Raw genomic sequence first — 16,908 nt, 5'->3', positions numbered from 1 at the left:
CTTAGTTCACCCAGACGCGCGCGTTACGGAACATGCGCATCCAAGGAGCATCCTCGGTCCAGTCCTCCGAACGCCACGAGTTCTGCACCGCGCGGAACACCCGCTCCGGGTGCGGCATCATGATCGTCACACGACCGTCGCGGCTGGTGAGGCCGGTGATCCCGCGCGGCGAACCGTTCGGGTTGGCCGGGTAGGCTTCGGTGACCTTGCCGTGGTTGTCGACGAAACGCATCGCCACGCAACCCGACAGATCGGCTTCCAGCAGCGCTTCTTCGCTGGAGAACTCGGCATGGCCTTCACCGTGAGCGATGGCGATCGGCATACGCGAACCGGCCATGCCCTGCAGGAAGATCGAGTTCGACTCCTGGATCTGCACCATCGCCACGCGCGCTTCGAACTGCTCGGAGCGGTTGCGCACAAAGTGCGGCCAGAACTCGCTGCCCGGGATCAGCTCGTGCAGGTTGGACATCATCTGGCAACCGTTGCACACGCCGAGGGTGAAGCTGTCGTTACGCTCAAAGAAACCCTGGAACGCATCGCGGGCACGGCTGTTGAACAGCGCCGACTTGGCCCAGCCTTCACCGGCGCCGAGGACGTCGCCGTAGGAGAAACCACCGCAGGCCACCAGACCTTTGAACTCGTTCAGGTCGACACGGCCAGCGAGGATGTCGCTCATGTGCACGTCGATCGCGTTGAAACCGGCGCGGTCGAACGCGGCGGCCATTTCCACCTGACCGTTGACGCCCTGCTCACGCAGCACCGCAACCTGTGGGCGGATACCCTTCTTGATGTAAGGCGCGGCGATGTCCTGGTTGACGTCGTAGCTCAGCTTGACGCTAAGGCCCGGGTTGTCTTCTTCCAGCAGCGCGTCGAACTCTTGCTCGGCGCAGTCGGCGTTGTCGCGCAGACGCTGGATCTGGTAGCTGGTCTCGGCCCACTGACGTTGCAGCAGACGACGCTGGCCTTCGAACACCGTGTCACCGTTGAAGGTGATGTTGATCTGGCCATTGTTGATCGGCTGACCGATCACCGACACACAGTCACCCAGACCGGCCGCGCTGAATTGCGCGAGGATATCTGGCGTGGCGTCCTGACGAACCTGGATCACCGCACCCAGTTCTTCGTTGAACAGGATTGCAGCGATTTCTGCCGAGTTTTCGGCAACGCTGTCCAGGTTCAGGCTCAGACCGCAATGGCCGGCGAACGCCATTTCCACCACGGAGGTCAGCAGACCACCGTCGGAACGGTCGTGGTACGCCAGCAGGTGACCGTCGGCGTTGAGGCCCTGGATTACCGCGAAGAAGGCTTTGAGGTCTTCGGCGTCATCGACGTCCGGCGCCTGCTTGCCGAGCTTGCCGTGAACCTGAGCAAGGATCGAGGCACCCATGCGGTTCTGGCCGCGACCGAGGTCGATCAGGATCAGGTCGGTGGTGCCCTTGTCCATGCGCAGCTCCGGGGTCAGGGTCTGACGGATGTCAGCCACTGGGGCGAAACCGGTCACGATCAGCGACATCGGCGAAGTTACGGTTTTTTCTTCACCGTTATCGTTCCAGCGGGTGGCCATGGACATCGAGTCCTTGCCGACCGGAATGGTGATGCCCAGCTCAGGGCACAGTTCCATGCCGACCGCTTTCACGGTGTCGTACAGACGTGCATCTTCGCCCGGGTGGCCGGCAGCGGACATCCAGTTCGCCGACAGTTTGATGTCGGAGATCTTGTTGATGCGCGAAGCGGCAATGTTGGTCAGGGTTTCGCCGATGGCCATACGGCCCGACGCCGGAGCGTCCAGCAACGCCAGCGGAGTCCGCTCGCCCATCGCCATCGCTTCACCGGTGTAGACGTCGAAACTGGTGGCGGTGACGGCGACGTCGGCCACCGGAACCTGCCATGGGCCAACCATCTGGTCACGAGCCACGAGGCCGGTGATGGTGCGGTCGCCGATGGTGATCAGGAAGCTTTTGCTCGCCACGGCCGGGTGATGCAGGACGCGCTCGATGGATTCGCTGATGTCGAGGTTCGACGGATCGAAATCGTCGCCCAGCTCGGCTTCGCGAACCACCGAACGGTGCATGCGCGGGGCCTTGCCCAGCAACACTTCCAGTGGCATGTCCACCGGGTTGTTGCCGAAGTGGCTATCCGTGACAGTAAGCTGCGGCTCGGCAGTGGCTTCGCCGACCACGGCAAACGGGCAACGCTCACGTTCGCAGATCGCCTGGAAGCGCTCGAAGTCGGCCGGGCCGACCGCCAGAACGTAACGTTCCTGGGATTCGTTGGACCAGATTTCGTGCGGGGCCATGCCCGGCTCGTCGTTTGGAATGTTGCGCAGTTCGAAACGGCCACCGCGGTCGCCGTCGTTGACCAGTTCCGGGAAGGCGTTGGACAGACCGCCCGCACCCACGTCGTGGATGAAGCTGATCGGGTTCTTGTCGCCCAGTTGCCAGCAGCGGTCGATGACTTCCTGGCAGCGACGCTCCATCTCAGGGTTTTCACGCTGTACGGAAGCGAAGTCGAGGTCCGCCGAGCTGGTGCCGGTGGCCATCGAGGAAGCGGCGCCGCCCCCCAGACCGATCAGCATCGCCGGGCCGCCGAGCACGATCAGCTTGGAGCCGACCAGAATCTCGCCTTTCTTGACGTGTTCTTCACGGATGTTGCCCATGCCGCCCGCGAGCATGATCGGCTTGTGGTAACCGCGAACTTCGTCACCGTGCGGAGTGGTGATCGATTGTTCGAAGGTACGGAAGTAGCCGGTCAGGGCCGGACGCCCGAATTCGTTGTTGAACGCGGCGCCGCCCAGCGGGCCTTCGATCATGATGTCCAGCGCGGTAACGATACGCTCAGGCTTGCCGTACGGCACTTCCCACGGCTGTTCGAAGCCCGGGATCTGCAGGTTGGACACGGTGAAACCGGTCAGGCCGGCCTTTGGCTTGGCGCCACGACCGGTGGCACCTTCGTCGCGGATCTCGCCACCGGAACCGGTGGACGCGCCCGGGAACGGGGCGATCGCGGTCGGGTGGTTGTGGGTTTCGACCTTCATCAGGATGTGCACCGGCTCCTGCACCGCGCCGTACTGGCGGGTCTCCGGATCCGGGAAGAAGCGGCCGGCGACGTTGCCGACGATCACCGAAGCGTTGTCCTTATAAGCGGACAGCACGCCTTCGTTGTGCATCTGATAGGTGTTCTTGATCATGCCGAACAGGCTTTTTTCCTGGCTCTCGCCGTCAATATCCCAACTGGCGTTGAAGATCTTGTGGCGGCAGTGCTCGGAGTTGGCCTGGGCGAACATCATCAGTTCGATGTCGTGCGGGTTGCGCTTGAGACCGTTGAAGGCGTTGACCAGGTAATCGATCTCGTCCTCGGCCAGGGCCAGGCCCAGCTCGGTGTTGGCTTTTTCCAGTGCGGCGCGGCCGCCACCGAGGATGTCGATCGCGGTCAGCGGCTTCGGCTCGGCGTGGCTGAACAGACCGGCAGCCTGTTCCAGATTGCCCAGAACGATCTGGGTCATGCGGTCATGCAGCACGTCGGCGATTTGCTGGGCTTCGGCGTCGCTGAACTGGCCGGCCACGTAGAACGCGATGCCGCGCTCCAGGCGCTGGATCTTGCTCAGGCCGCAGTTGCGGGCGATGTCGCTGGCCTTGCTCGACCATGGCGAGATGGTGCCGAAACGCGGCAACACCAGAAACAGACGGCCGGTCGGCTCTTGTACCGGAACGCTTGGGCCGTACTTCAGAAGGCGCGCAAGCACCTGCTGTTCGTCGCCGGTCAGGACGCCGGTGACTTCGGCGAAGTGAGCGAATTCAGCATACAGGCCACTGACAGCTGGAACCTTCTGGCTCAGTTGCTCAAGGAGTTTGCTGTGGCGAAAGGCAGAAAGGGCAGGAGCGCCGCGCAGGATCAACATCTTCGGGACAGCCTCGGGAAGGGGTGTGCTTTGAGGCCGTGCATTCTAGCCTAAACCGCCCTCAACATCACCCGAAACGCTACGCACGGTTGCACTCGGATATCAATCTGTGTTTCTGCCTTTGAAGTCAAATTCCGAGGGTGCACGAGCCGCGCTTATTTTTTCTGTCACAAAATGCCTTTCAGCCCCATTCCTTCGGGGTTTCGTGCGGTTTTGTGATCTCTAGCAGACAAGCCGCTCACTGTCGAGATATGGCGCCCGCAGCCGTTTGCGTATACTGCGCAGATGTTTTTCCCAACGGCTTTGCGTCCGCGATACGCCAAATGGCTGATCGCAACCGGACTCTTCCTGATGCTCGGTGGCTGTGTTGATAAACCCAACACACTCGAGCGCGTAAAGGAGGATGGTGTGCTGCGGGTGATTACCCGTAACAGCCCCGCCACCTACTTTCAGGATCGCAGCGGTGAAACCGGCTTCGAATACGAGCTGGTGAAGCGCTTCGCCGACGATTTGGGTGTTGAACTGAAGATCGAGACCGCCGACAACCTCGATGACCTGTTCAACCAGATCGGCAAGCCGAACGGCCCGGTGCTGGCGGCGGCAGGCCTGGTCAGCAGCGAGGAGCGCAAGAAGCAGGTGCGCTTCTCCCACTCCTACCTCGAAGTCACCCCGCAGATCATCTACCGCAACGGCCAGTCGCGCCCTACCGATCCAGGTGATCTGGTCGGCAAGAAAATCATGGTGCTCAAGGGCAGCACCCACGCCGAACAGCTGGCCGAGCTGAAAAAGAAATTTCCCGGCATCGAATACGAAGAATCCGACGCCGTTGAGGTGGTCGACCTGTTGCGCATGGTCGATGAAGGCCAGATCGACCTGACGCTGGTCGACTCCAACGAAGTGGCGATGAACCAGGTGTACTTCACCAACATCCGCGTGGCGTTCGACCTCGGCGATGCGCGCAGCCAGAGCTGGGCGGTGGCGGCCGGCGAAGACAACAGCCTGCTCAACGAGATCAACGCCTACCTCGACAAGGTGCAGAAGAACGGCACCCTGCAGCGCCTGAAAGACCGTTATTACGGCCACGTCGATGTCCTCGGCTACATGGGCGCCACCACCTTCGCCCAGCACTTGCAGCAGCGCTTGCCCAAATACGAACAGCACTTCAAGACCTACGCCAAGAAAGAGAAAGTCGACTGGCGCCTGCTGGCGGCCATCGGTTATCAGGAATCGCTGTGGCAACCGGCAGTCACTTCGAAAACCGGCGTGCGCGGTTTGATGATGCTGACCCAGAACACCGCTCAGGCGATGGGCGTGTCGAACCGTCTCGATCCCAAGCAAAGCATCATGGGCGGCGCCAAGTACCTGGCCTACATGAAGGATCAGCTCGACGAATCGATTCAGGAGCCGGACCGCACCTGGTTTGCGCTGGCGGCGTACAACGTCGGCAGCGGTCACCTCGATGACGCACGCAAACTGGCGTCCCGCGAAGGCCTGAACCCGGACAAGTGGCTGGACGTGAAGAAGATGCTGCCGCGCCTGTCGCAGAAGCAGTGGTACAGCAAGACCCGCTACGGCTACGCCCGGGGCGGCGAGCCGGTGCATTTCGTGGCAAACATCCGTCGCTACTACGACATCCTGACCTGGGTGACCCAGCCGCAGCTTGAAGGCGATCAGGTGGCCGAGGGCAATCTGCATGTGCCGGGGATCGACAAGTCAAAACCGGCTCAAGAGCCTGCCCCGCTCTAAAAGCAAAAGATCGCAGCCTTCGGCAGCTCCTACAGGGTTTTGCGTACATCTGTAGGAGCTGCCGAAGGCTGCGATCTTTTGATCTTCAGCCTTTGAGCGCAGCTGCCAGAATCAGCGCCTTCATCTCGGACACTGCCGACTTGAACCCGACGAACAACGCATGCGCCACCAGCGCATGGCCGATGTTCAGTTCATTGATGCCCTTGATCGCCGCCACGGCTTCAACGTTGTGATAATGCAGGCCATGCCCGGCATTGACGATCAGGCCCTGCGCCAGACCAAACGCCACACCGTCCGCCACACGCTTCAATTCTTCAGCGACTTCAGTCGGGGTTTCGGCATCGGCGTAACGCCCGGTGTGCAGTTCGATGGCCGGCGCACCAACGCGCTTCGAAGCAGCGATCTGGCGTTCGTCAGCATCGATGAACAGCGACACTTCGCTGCCGATCTTCGACAGACGCTCGACCGCTGCCCTGATCCGCTCTTCCTGCCCCGCTACATCCAGACCGCCTTCAGTGGTCAGTTCCTGACGGGTTTCCGGAACCAGGCAGATGTGCGCCGGACGGATGCGCTCGGCGAACGCCATCATTTCTTCGGTGACGCCCATTTCGAAGTTCATGCGGGTCTGCAGCACATCCTTGAGCAGCAGCACGTCGCGCTCCTGAATGTGCCGGCGGTCTTCGCGCAAGTGCACGGTGATGCCATCGGCGCCCGCCTCTTCCGCGTCCAGCGCTGCCTTGACCGGATCCGGGTAGCGTGTGCCACGGGCCTGACGCAGGGTGGCGACGTGGTCGATGTTCACGCCAAGAAGAATGCGATTGCTGGTGGTCACGGATGCGCTCCTGAAGGGAAAGATTCGGCGCACAGCATATCAGGGCTTGCGAAATAGCTCGCGGCTGACGAGGGGGCGGCCGCCCAAGTGCACGGCCAGTGCCTGACGCATCAGACGCTTGGCGGCGGACAGTGCGCCGGGCGCTGTCCAGTCGGCTTCGGCCATGGCCAGCAGTTCAGTGCCGTTGAACAGCCCCGGCTGCAACAGGAAGACGCGCTCCAGCCCGGCATCCACTTGCAGGCGATACAGGCCTTCCGCAGCGATGGGCTCGTTGTGGATATCTGTATTCAGGGAAAAACCGTAGCCCAGATCGTCCAGCAGACGCCATTCGAACGAACGCAACAACGGCTCCAGTGCGCGACCTTCAGCCAGGGCCTGCAGGGTGGCAGCGTAATGATCGAACACCGCCGGGTGCGGATCTTCGGCGGGCAGCAGGCGGATCAGCAATTCGTTGAGATAGAGGCCGCTGAACAGCGCCTCACCGACCATCCAGGTCGCGTTTCCGGCACTTTCCATGCGCCCGACGTTCTTCAGCTCACCCTTGCCACGAAACTCTACTTCCAGTGGCACGAACGGTCGCGCCAATGTCCCGGCCTTGCCCCGCGCACTGCGCAACACCGCCCGCAGCCGCCCTTGCGGCGTGAGGAAGTCGACCAGCGCGCTGGTTTCGCGGTAGGCACGCGAATGCAGGACGTAGGCGAGTTGGGCGGGAGGTGGGGTTTGCGACATGGAGTTCTCGATGAAGAAACGCAGTTTTTACACACCACCCAAAAACCAAATGTGGGAGCGAGCCTGCTCGCGAAAGCGGAGTGACAGTCAACATCAATGCTGAATGTTACATCCCTTCGCGAGCAGGCTCGCTCCCACAGTGGGTATCGGTGTTCTCTGGAACGGTGATTACAGGTCGCCGTAACCCAGCGAACGCAGAGCACGCTCGTCGTCGGACCAGCCGCCCTTCACCTTCACCCACAGGTTGAGCATGATCTTGGAGTCGAACAGCAGCTCCATGTCCTTGCGCGCTTCGGTGCCGATGCGTTTGATGCGCTCGCCCTTGTCGCCAATGATGATCTTCTTCTGGCCGTCACGCTCGACGAGGATCAGCGCGTGGATGTGCAGGGTCTTGCCCTGCTGCTTGAACTCTTCGATCTCGACGGTGATCTGGTACGGCAGCTCGGCGCCCATCTGGCGCATGATTTTCTCGCGCACCAGTTCGGCGGCAAGGAAACGGCTGCTGCGGTCGGTGATCTGGTCTTCCGGGAAGAAGTGATCGTTCTCCGGCAGGTGATCGGCGATGACCTTTTCCAGCGCGTCGAGGTTGTGCCCGTGCTGCGCGGAAATCGGGATGATCTGTGCGTTCGGCAGCTGTTCCTGCAACCACGACAGGTGCGGCATCAGCTCGGCCTTGTCTTCGATGCGGTCGGTCTTGTTCAGTGCGACGATCAGCGGGCCGGTCACGTACTGCACGCGCTCCAGGACCATCTGATCTTCTTCGGTCCACTTGGTGCGATCGACCACGAAGATCACCACGTCGACGTCTTTCAATGCTGCCGAAGCGGTTTTGTTCATGTAGCGGTTCAGGGCCTTTTCGCCACCCTTGTGCATACCGGGGGTGTCGACGTAGATCGCCTGCACGTCACCCTCGGTCTTGATCCCGAGCATGTTGTGGCGGGTGGTCTGCGGCTTGCGCGAGGTGATCGCGAGCTTCTGGCCGAGGATGTGGTTGAGCAACGTCGATTTGCCGACGTTGGGACGGCCGACGATGGCAACGTAGCCACAGCGAGTTGCGTTTGTATCAGTCATTGCCATTCTCCACGCCCAAGGCAATCAGTGCTGCGGCGGCCGCTACCTGTTCGGCAATACGACGGCTCACACCCTGACCTCGGCTTTTTTCATTCAATAAGACCACTTCGCACTCGACGAAGAAGGTACGGCAGTGCGGCTCACCCTGGATATCCACCACTTCGTAGCGTGGCAGTTCGCAACCGCGCGATTGCAGGTGTTCCTGCAGACGGGTCTTGGGATCCTTGTTGGTGTCGACCAGCGTCAGGCCTTCGAACTCACCGGCCAGCCAGGCCAGTACGCGCTCGCGAGCGACGTCCATGCCGGCATCGAGGTAGATCGCACCGATCAGCGCTTCGAGGGCATCGGCCAGAATCGATTCGCGACGGAAGCCACCGCTTTTCAGTTCGCCCGAACCCAGACGCAGGTAGTCGCCCAAGTCGAAACCACGGGCCAGCACGGCCAGTGTCTCACCCTTCACCAAACGTGCGCGCAAACGCGACAACTGGCCTTCGCGGGCCAGCGGGAAGCGATCGAACAGCGCCTCGCCGGCGACGAAGTTGAGGATGGCATCGCCGAGGAATTCCAGGCGTTCGTTATTACGACCGGCAAAGCTGCGGTGCGTGAGGGCCAGCAGCATCAGCTCCTGATCCTTGAAGGTGTAACCGAGCTGGCGCTCGAGACGGCTTAGAGAAACGCTCACGGTTTACCCACGCTGAGTTCGTGGCTGGATTCCACTGCCATCGCCGGGGTACGGCGCAGGCCTGGGACAATTAACGCTGTGTTCAAAAATGACGTCCTGAATATCGTGGCTTCATGCCCTGGTGCCGATTTGTGTCGACTCCAGAAATGCATTCGGCGCTGTGGTCAACAGCGCCGTGATTGATTACTTGATCAGGCCAACCCGCGAGAAATTCGGCAGGTGGCTGAGTTTCGGTTCCGGCCAGCTCATCCAGACAGCGAAGGCTTTGCCGACGATATTCTGGTCGGGAACCATGCCCAGCAGATCCTTGGGAATGTTCGGGTCATCCCAGTAGCGACTGTCGTTGGAGTTGTCGCGGTTGTCGCCCATCATGAAGTAATGGCCGGCCGGCACGGTCCAGGTATGGTCCGGCGTGGCGCGGTAGCGGCTCATTTCCTTGCGGATCAGGTGTTCGGCAGCGCCGAGTTTTTCCTTGTAGAGCTCCGCGCTGCCCAGCGTGCCCGGCTCGGAGCCGACCAGTTGCTCGGCAATCGACTCGCCATTGACCAACAGACGCTTGTCGGCGGTGTAACGCACCGTGTCGCCTGGCAGGCCGACTACACGCTTGATGTAGTTGACGTTCGGGTCGCTCGGGTAGCGGAACACCATCACATCGCCACGCTGTGGATCACCGACTTCGATGACTTTCTTGTCGATCACCGGCAGGCGGATCCCGTAAGAAAACTTGTTCACCAGAATGAAGTCGCCCACGTCCAGGGTCGGTTTCATCGAGCCGGATGGAATCTGGAACGGTTCCACCAGGAACGAACGCAGCACCAGCACGATGAACAGCACCGGAAAGAACGACTTGCCGTATTCAACCAGCAACGGCTCTTTGTTCAGCTTCTCGACCACCACGGGCTCGGGCTGGCTGACACTGCCTTGATAAGAGGCAATGGCAGCACGCCGACGCGGCGCCAGGAACAGCAGATCGAGCAACGCCAACAGGCCGCAGACGAACACGGCGATGACCAGCAACAGCGGGAAATTTAGTGACATAGGACCTGACTATTCCAACCTGAGCACGGCAAGGAAGGCTTCTTGCGGAATTTCCACGTTGCCGACCTGCTTCATGCGTTTCTTACCGGCCTTTTGCTTTTCAAGCAGCTTTTTCTTACGGCTTACGTCACCGCCGTAGCATTTGGCCAATACGTTCTTTCTGAGTGCCTTGACGGTTGTCCGGGCAACGATCTGACCGCCAATGGCCGCCTGGATCGCCACGTCGAACATCTGACGAGGAATCAGTTCTTTCATCTTCTCGGTCAACTGGCGACCTTTGAAGTGCGAATTGTCACGGTGCACGATCAACGCCAGGGCGTCGACCTTGTCACCGTTGATCAGCACGTCCAGTTTCACCAGATTAGCCGATTGGTAACGATCGAAATGGTAATCCAGCGAAGCATAGCCGCGGCTGGTGGATTTGAGGCGGTCGAAGAAGTCCAGGACCACTTCGTTCATCGGCAGATCGTAGGTCACCTGTACCTGATTGCCGAGGAACAGCATGTCGACCTGTACGCCGCGCTTCTCGATGCACAGGGTGATGACGTTGCCCAGGTGTTCCTGCGGAACCAGAATATTGGCCCGCACGATCGGCTCGCGCATGTCTTCGATGGCCGACACATCCGGAAGCTTGGATGGGTTGTCGACGTAAATCGTTTCACCGGTTTTCAGCACCAGCTCGAAAATTACGGTTGGCGCGGTGGTGATCAGGTCCAGGTCGTATTCGCGCTCGAGGCGCTCCTGGATGATCTCCATGTGCAGCATGCCGAGGAACCCGCAACGGAAGCCAAAGCCCAGTGCGTCGGAGCTTTCCGGGGTGTACTGCAGCGACGAGTCGTTCAGGGTCAGTTTCTGCAGCGCTTCGCGGAAGTCCTCGAAGTCGTCGGAGCTGACCGGGAACAGACCGGCGTAAACCTGTGGCTGGATGCGTTTGAAACCGGGCAGAACCGGCACATCCGGGGTCGAGCTCAGGGTCAGGGTGTCACCGACCGGTGCACCGTGAATGTCCTTGATGCTGGCGATGATGAAGCCCACTTCGCCGGCCTTGAGGTCAGCGGTGGCGGTGTGTTTCGGGTTGAATACACCGACGCTGTCGACCAGGTGGATCTTGCCGGTGGATTTCACCAGAATCTTGTCGCCCTTTTTTACACGGCCATGACGCACGCGCACCAGGGAGACAACGCCCAGGTAGTTGTCGAACCAGGAGTCGATGATCAACGCTTGCAGCGGATCTTCGATGTTGCCGGTCGGCGCAGGAATGGTCGCGACCAGACGCTCGAGCACTTCGTCGACACCCAGGCCGGTCTTGGCGCTGCAGGTGACGGCGTCGGTGGCGTCGATGCCGATGATCTTCTCGATCTCGTCCTTGACGCGGTCCGGCTCGGCCTGCGGCAGGTCGATCTTGTTCAGCACCGGCATGACCTCGAGGCCTTGCTCGATGGCGGTGTAGCAGTTGGCCACGGACTGGGCTTCAACACCCTGACCGGCATCGACCACCAGCAACGCACCTTCACACGCGGCCAGGGAACGGCTGACTTCGTAGGTGAAGTCGACGTGGCCCGGGGTGTCAATGAAGTTCAGCTGGTAGGTGACGCCATCTTTGGCTTTGTAATAGAGGGTAACGCTATGGGCCTTGATGGTGATCCCGCGTTCGCGCTCCAGATCCATGGAATCCAGTACCTGGGCTTCCATTTCACGCTCGGCCAGGCCACCGCACATCTGGATGAAACGGTCAGCCAGCGTCGACTTGCCATGGTCAATGTGGGCGATGATGGAGAAATTGCGGATATGACTCAAATCACTCACGGATCAACACTCAAAAAGGCTGCAGGCTTGGCCCGCCGAAAAATAGCCGGGAATTGTACCTGATACACGGCGCAAGCGTCACGTTCGCCTGTCACCCGGATTGCATACGAAAACGCCCCGATCTGTCGACCGAGGCGTTTTCGCGGTTAAAGCGTTGGCAACAACGCGGCCATCAACCGGCCCGTCGCAGCAGCCACACACCCGCCAGCGCACAGACCGTGGCCGGCACCAGCACCGCGAACAGCGGCGAGAAACCGAACACCAGGCTCGACGGGCCAAGCAGATCCTGGACGATGCGGAAGGTGAAGCCCACCAGCACACCGGTAAACACTCGCTGACCGAGGGTGACCGAGCGCAACGGACCGAAGATGAAGGAGATCGCCATCAGCACCAGCGCGGCGGTCACCAGCGGCTGCAACACCTTGACCCAAAATGCCAGCCAGTAGCGGCCATTGCTCAGGCCCTGATCCGCCAGATAGTGGATGTAGCCCCACAGACCGGAAATCGACAGCGACTCAGGCGCCATCACCACCGTGTTGAGCAATTGCGGGCTCAGCGACACGTCCCACTCCTCGCTCGGCGCGTTCACCACTTCGGTGCTGCGCTCGTGGAACACCGTGGTGGTCACGTCGCTGAGCAGCCAGCGCTTGCCGTCGAACTCCGCACGCTTGGCGAAGCTGGAGCTGAGCAGGTGGCGCTCTTTGTCGAAGTGATAGCGGGTCACGCCATACAACAGGCCGTCGGGTTGCACGGCGTTGATATGGATGAATTCCTCACCCTGACGGTGCCACATGCCGTGCTTGGCGCTCTGCGCATCGCCGCTGCCTTGCGCCAGTGAGCGATTGGCCTGGGCCATGCTTTCGGTGGCAGGCGCCACGTATTCACCGATCAGCACGCCAGCCAGCATCAGCACCAGCATTGGCTTCATGACGGCCCAGACGATGCGCCCGATGGACACACCTGCGGCACGCATGACCGTCAGCTCGCTGCTGCTGGCCAGGCTGCCGAGGCCGATCAGACAGCCGATCAGCGCGGCCATCGGCAGCATTTCGTACAGGCGACGCGGCGCGGTGAGCAGAACGAAGCTCAGCACGTCGGTCAGTGTGTAGGTATCGCTGACGTCGCTCATCTCGTCGATGAAGGCAAACAGGGTCGCCAGACCCAGAATGATCGCCAGCACGGCGATGATCGCCACGAATACACTGCTGCCGATGTAGCGGTCGAGTTTAACCACGAGCCACCTCCAGCGCAGCGCTGCGACGGCTGGCCAGCTTCAGGCGCAACGGCTCCCAGTACAGCAGGCCGAGACCGATGACCAGGAAGATCCCGTGCACCCACCACAGGCCAAGGGCCGGCGGGATCTTGCCTTTTTCGAGGGCGCCGCGGGCGGCAATCAGGATGGTCAGGTAAGCCATATAAAGAAGAATCGCCGGCAGCAGCTTCAGGAAACGGCCCTGACGCGGATTGACCCGCGACAGCGGCACCGCCATCAGGGTCACGATGAACACCAGCAACGGCAGGGAAATCCGCCATTGCAGTTCGGCCCTGGAGCGCTCGTCGTCGGCGCCCAGCAGGGTCGAAGTCGGGATCGCGTCACGGTCGGTGACTTCGTCACTGGCATCAGGTTTTGGCAGCAATACGCCGTAGGTGTCGTATTTGATCGCGCGGTAATCGGCCTGACCCGGGCTGCCGTCATAGCGATAGCCGTTGTGCAGGATCAGGTAGCGGTTGCCGTCAGAGTGGATCTCCTGACGGCCCTTTTCGGCCACCAGCACGGAAATCCCGCGGTCCTTCTGATTGGCCCCGAGATTTTTCTGCGAGATGAACACGCCGCCGAGGTTGACGCGGTCGTCGGTCAGGCTTTCGGTGTAGGTCACTCGGGTGCCATCACGCAACGCCTGGAAACGGCCGGGTTCGAGGGTATCGAATTCGGTCAGGGCGTCCTGCTTGTTCAGCAGCAACTGAAACTGGTTAGCGCCTTGCGGGGCCAGACTCAGGCTCAGCCACGCCACCACCAGTGCCACCAGCGTCGCCGGAAACAGGGTCATGCGCAGCAGACGCTGCTGACTCATGCCGGTGGCCGAGAGCACGGTCATTTCGCTTTCGAGGTAGAGCCGGCCGTAAGCCAGCAGGATCCCGAGAAACAGACCCAACGGCAGGATCAGTTGCATGAAACCCGGCAGACGGTAACCCATGATCAGGAACAGCGATCCCGGATCGAGTTGGCCCGCAGCGGCCTGGGCAAGGTATTTGATGAAGCGACCGCTCATGATGATGACCAGCAGCACGGCGCTGACGGCGCTCAGGGTCAACATCACTTCACGGGACAGATAACGGAAGACGATCAAACCAGACACTCCAGGGTTGTCAGGCTAAGGCGGCCAAACAAGCAAACGTTTCGAGCGACCCGCAAGGCAGAGCCGTCGAAAAAAGATGCGGCATTATCCTGTGATTGAGGGCGCCTGTCACTGCGCACACTCACCCAAGCGCAGATTCCGTTGAAGATCGCACAACCGAGGGTTGTCAGGCGCGGTGAGCGAGGTTCAAACTGCCGCCTTCGTCGCAGGCACAGACCTGCGCCTCTTCTATCTATAAGCAGGCGACTGCGGACACCGTCGAACGCCTGTGTGTTGACCATTCATTCAGGGATCCGGACATGGAACTGGTTGTAAAAAGCGTTAGCCCAGAAACGTTGAAAACCGCCACCCTGGTGGTTGCCGTCGGCGAAGGCCGCAAACTCGGCGTCGCCGCCAGACAGATCGACGAACTGAGCGGTGGCGCGATCAGCGCCGTACTCAAGCGTGGCGATCTGGCCGGCAAGGTCGGTCAAAGCCTGCTGCTGCACAGCCTGCCGAACCTGAAAGCCGAGCGCGTGCTGCTGGTCGGCGTGGGCAAGGATGAAGAACTGGGCGACCGTCCGTTCCGCAAAATCGTTGCCGGCATCCTCAACACCCTGAAAGGTCTGGGTGGCAGCGATGCCGTGCTGGCCCTGGATGAAATCATCGTCAAGAACCGCGACAGCTACGGCAAGACCCGCCTGCTGGCGGAAACCCTGGTGGACGGCGAATACACGTTCGACCAGTTCAAGAGCCAGAAAGCCGAACCGCGCGCCCTGAAAAAAATCACCCTGCTGACCATCAAGGCTGCTCAGGCTGAAGTGCAGCGCGCCGTGAACCATGCCACCGCGATCGCCAACGGCATGGCCTTCACCCGTGATCTGGGCAACCTGCCGCCGAACATCTGCCACCCGACCTTCCTCGGCGAGCAAGCGAAGAACCTCGGCAAAGAGTTCAAGGATCTGAAAGTCGAAGTCCTCGACGAGAAGAAGATCAAATCCCTGGGCATGGGCTCGTTCTACGCCGTCGGCCAGGGCAGCGCCCAGCCGCCGCGCCTGATCGTCATGCAATACAACGGTGGCAAGAAATCCGAGAAGCCTTACGCGCTGGTCGGTAAAGGCATCACCTTCGACACCGGCGGCATCAGCCTCAAGCCGGGCGCCGGCATGGACGAAATGAAGTACGACATGGGTGGCGCGGCCTCCGTGTTCGGTACCCTGCGTGCCGTGCTTGAGCTGAAGCTGCCGATCAACCTGGTGTGCATCCTCGCTTGCGCGGAAAACATGCCGAGCGGCAACGCCTCGCGCCCGGGCGACATCGTCACCACCATGAGCGGCCAGACCGTGGAAATCCTCAACACCGACGCCGAAGGCCGTCTGGTGCTGTGCGACGCCCTGACCTACTCCGAGCGCTTCAAGCCGCAGGCAGTGATCGACATCGCCACCCTGACCGGTGCCTGTGTGGTTGCACTCGGTGCACACACGTCTGGCTTGCTGGGCAACAACGACGAGCTGATCGAGCAACTGCTCAGCGCCGGCAAGGCTGCTGACGACCGCGCCTGGCAACTGCCGCTGTTCGACGAATACCAGGAGCAACTGGACAGCCCGTTCGCCGACATCGCCAACATTGGCGGGCCGAAGGCCGGCACCATCACCGCCGCGTGCTTCCTGTCGCGCTTCACCAAGAACCTCAACTGGGCGCACCTGGACATCGCGGGCACCGCATGGACCAGCGGCGGCAAGGACAAGGGCGCCACCGGCCGTCCGGTTCCGCTGCTGACCCAATACCTGCTGGACCGCGCCAAAGCCTGAAACCGATGAACCTGGGTGGCGTCACTCTTCGGTGACGCCGCTCAAGGCTCAGGAACCGCAATGACCAAAGTCGACTTCTATATCCTGCCCAGCGCCGATCCTTCGGCTCGCCTGGACTTTGCCTGCAAGCTCACTGAGAAAGCCTGGCGCATGGGTCACCGCATCTACCTGCATTGCAGCGATGCTGCTCAGCGTGACGATCTCGATGCGCGCCTGTGGGCGTTCAAGGGCGAAACCTTCGTGCCGCACGGCCCTACCGATAGCGAACCGGACGGTTTGATCGTGCTGGGACTGGGCGCTGACTGCGGCGAGCATCAGGATCTGCTGGTCAACCTCGACCTGAAAGTCCCGGCTTTCGCCAGCAAATTCGCCCGCGTGGCGGAAGTGGTGGTGGAAGATCCGACGATTCGCGCGGCGGCACGGGAGAGTTTCCGTTTCTACCGCGAACAGGGCTATCCTCTGCAAGATCACCGTTTACAGCGACTCTGAGTACGCCGATGGACACTCCAAAACCGCTGCAAAAGCCTGCACACCTGCTGGACGATCTCGAATCGATCCGCCAGTTGCTTGGCGATGACAACCTGCAACCACCCTTGCTGACCGACACGGTCGAGGATGGTGAACAGGAACAGATTCCGATGCTGTTCGAGGCCGTCGACGCCACGCCGCCGACCATTGAACCACCACCGGCTCCGACCCCGGCACCTGCTGTTGCACCTGTGGATAAAGGCCCGGACGCCCTGCTGCACCTCGATAGCGAACTGCGCGCCGCCGCGCAATTGATCATGCAGGACGTGATCGACGACTTCGCGCCGCACATCGAAACCGAAATCAAACGCCGCCTCGAGGCGCGGATGGAACGGTTGCTGAGCCAATACGAATAACCCGGCCTTCGGTATTTTTTGTGGCGAGGGAGCTTGCTCCCGCTGGGGTGCGAAGCGCCCCCAAAACTATTCAAC

Annotated in this window: 13 protein-coding genes; 4 read left to right on the top strand and 9 right to left on the bottom strand. The window is 61.0% G+C overall.

What is annotated here, in order from left to right:
- Position 1 precedes the first annotated feature (1 nt).
- Positions 2-3,898: a phosphoribosylformylglycinamidine synthase gene (purL, locus tag LOY52_RS05010; RefSeq protein WP_258678564.1), complete on the bottom strand. Its 3,897-nt coding sequence runs from the start codon at positions 3,896-3,898 to the stop codon at positions 2-4.
- Positions 3,899-4,183: 285 nt separating this feature from the next.
- Between purL and mltF the strand changes: the two genes are divergently transcribed.
- Positions 4,184-5,644, top strand: a complete 1,461-nt coding sequence (gene mltF, locus LOY52_RS05005) for a membrane-bound lytic murein transglycosylase MltF (RefSeq protein WP_198758458.1) — start codon at positions 4,184-4,186, stop codon at positions 5,642-5,644.
- An 85-nt stretch (positions 5,645-5,729) separates the two neighbouring features.
- On the opposite strand, the gene pdxJ is transcribed toward mltF, so the two are convergent.
- The 8 genes from pdxJ to lptF form a co-directional block, all read right to left on the bottom strand.
- Positions 5,730-6,476, bottom strand: coding sequence for a pyridoxine 5'-phosphate synthase (gene pdxJ / locus LOY52_RS05000; RefSeq protein ID WP_065118207.1), 747 nt, complete (start codon positions 6,474-6,476; stop codon positions 5,730-5,732).
- Between the two features lie 39 nt (positions 6,477-6,515).
- Entirely contained in the window at positions 6,516-7,205 is a 690-nt protein-coding gene (gene recO / locus LOY52_RS04995; RefSeq protein ID WP_258678563.1) for a DNA repair protein RecO, read from the bottom strand.
- 168 nt (positions 7,206-7,373) lie between these two features.
- On the bottom strand, positions 7,374-8,276 hold the full coding sequence (gene era / locus LOY52_RS04990) for a GTPase Era (RefSeq protein WP_003221935.1): 903 nt from the start codon (positions 8,274-8,276) through the stop codon (positions 7,374-7,376).
- Entirely contained in the window at positions 8,269-8,958 is a 690-nt protein-coding gene (gene rnc, locus LOY52_RS04985; protein ID WP_024011703.1) for a ribonuclease III, read from the bottom strand. The genes era and rnc overlap by 8 nt, the downstream gene beginning before the upstream one ends.
- 183 nt (positions 8,959-9,141) lie before the next feature.
- A complete protein-coding gene (gene lepB / locus LOY52_RS04980) occupies positions 9,142-9,996 on the bottom strand; it encodes a signal peptidase I (RefSeq protein ID WP_007965160.1) in 855 nt (284 codons plus the stop codon).
- Between the two features lie 9 nt (positions 9,997-10,005).
- Positions 10,006-11,802, bottom strand: a complete 1,797-nt coding sequence (gene lepA / locus LOY52_RS04975) for a translation elongation factor 4 (RefSeq protein ID WP_003221926.1) — start codon at positions 11,800-11,802, stop codon at positions 10,006-10,008.
- Positions 11,803-11,974: 172 nt separating this feature from the next.
- Positions 11,975-13,036 (bottom strand): LPS export ABC transporter permease LptG, encoded by a 1,062-nt coding sequence (gene lptG, locus LOY52_RS04970; protein WP_007965162.1) that lies wholly within the window; start codon positions 13,034-13,036, stop codon positions 11,975-11,977.
- Positions 13,029-14,150, bottom strand: a complete 1,122-nt coding sequence (lptF, locus tag LOY52_RS04965) for an LPS export ABC transporter permease LptF (protein ID WP_258678562.1) — start codon at positions 14,148-14,150, stop codon at positions 13,029-13,031. Before lptF ends, lptG begins: the two co-directional genes overlap by 8 nt.
- Positions 14,151-14,458: 308 nt before the next feature.
- On the opposite strand from lptF, the gene LOY52_RS04960 reads away from it, so the two are divergent.
- From LOY52_RS04960 to LOY52_RS04950, 3 genes are read left to right on the top strand one after another with little or no spacing between them, the layout of a single operon-like run.
- On the top strand, positions 14,459-15,949 hold the full coding sequence (locus tag LOY52_RS04960) for a leucyl aminopeptidase (protein WP_258678561.1): 1,491 nt from the start codon (positions 14,459-14,461) through the stop codon (positions 15,947-15,949).
- 60 nt (positions 15,950-16,009) lie between these two features.
- Positions 16,010-16,438, top strand: a complete 429-nt coding sequence (locus LOY52_RS04955) for a DNA polymerase III subunit chi (RefSeq protein ID WP_258678560.1) — start codon at positions 16,010-16,012, stop codon at positions 16,436-16,438.
- An 8-nt stretch (positions 16,439-16,446) separates the two neighbouring features.
- Complete coding sequence (locus tag LOY52_RS04950) at positions 16,447-16,833, top strand: DNA polymerase III subunit chi (RefSeq protein ID WP_258678559.1); 387 nt, start codon at positions 16,447-16,449, stop codon at positions 16,831-16,833.
- Positions 16,834-16,908: the final 75 nt, after the last annotated feature.

Origin of the sequence: Pseudomonas sp. B21-051, from assembly GCF_024748795.1 — a bacterium.
In the GTDB taxonomy this organism is placed as follows: domain Bacteria; phylum Pseudomonadota; class Gammaproteobacteria; order Pseudomonadales; family Pseudomonadaceae; genus Aquipseudomonas; species Aquipseudomonas putida_A.
The sequence above is the reverse complement of the archived record's forward strand: the minus strand, read 5'-3'. Positions and strand labels throughout refer to the sequence as shown.

Coding starts and splice junctions, on each gene's coding strand:
- purL (WP_258678564.1), bottom strand. CDS start 3,898: ATGTTGATCCTGCGCGGCGCTCCTGCCCTTTCTGCCTTTCGCCACAGC.
- mltF (WP_198758458.1), top strand. CDS start 4,184: ATGTTTTTCCCAACGGCTTTGCGTCCGCGATACGCCAAATGGCTGATC.
- recO (WP_258678563.1), bottom strand. CDS start 7,205: ATGTCGCAAACCCCACCTCCCGCCCAACTCGCCTACGTCCTGCATTCG.
- era (WP_003221935.1), bottom strand. CDS start 8,276: ATGACTGATACAAACGCAACTCGCTGTGGCTACGTTGCCATCGTCGGC.
- lepB (WP_007965160.1), bottom strand. CDS start 9,996: ATGTCACTAAATTTCCCGCTGTTGCTGGTCATCGCCGTGTTCGTCTGC.
- LOY52_RS04960 (WP_258678561.1), top strand. CDS start 14,459: ATGGAACTGGTTGTAAAAAGCGTTAGCCCAGAAACGTTGAAAACCGCC.
- LOY52_RS04955 (WP_258678560.1), top strand. CDS start 16,010: ATGACCAAAGTCGACTTCTATATCCTGCCCAGCGCCGATCCTTCGGCT.
- LOY52_RS04950 (WP_258678559.1), top strand. CDS start 16,447: ATGGACACTCCAAAACCGCTGCAAAAGCCTGCACACCTGCTGGACGAT.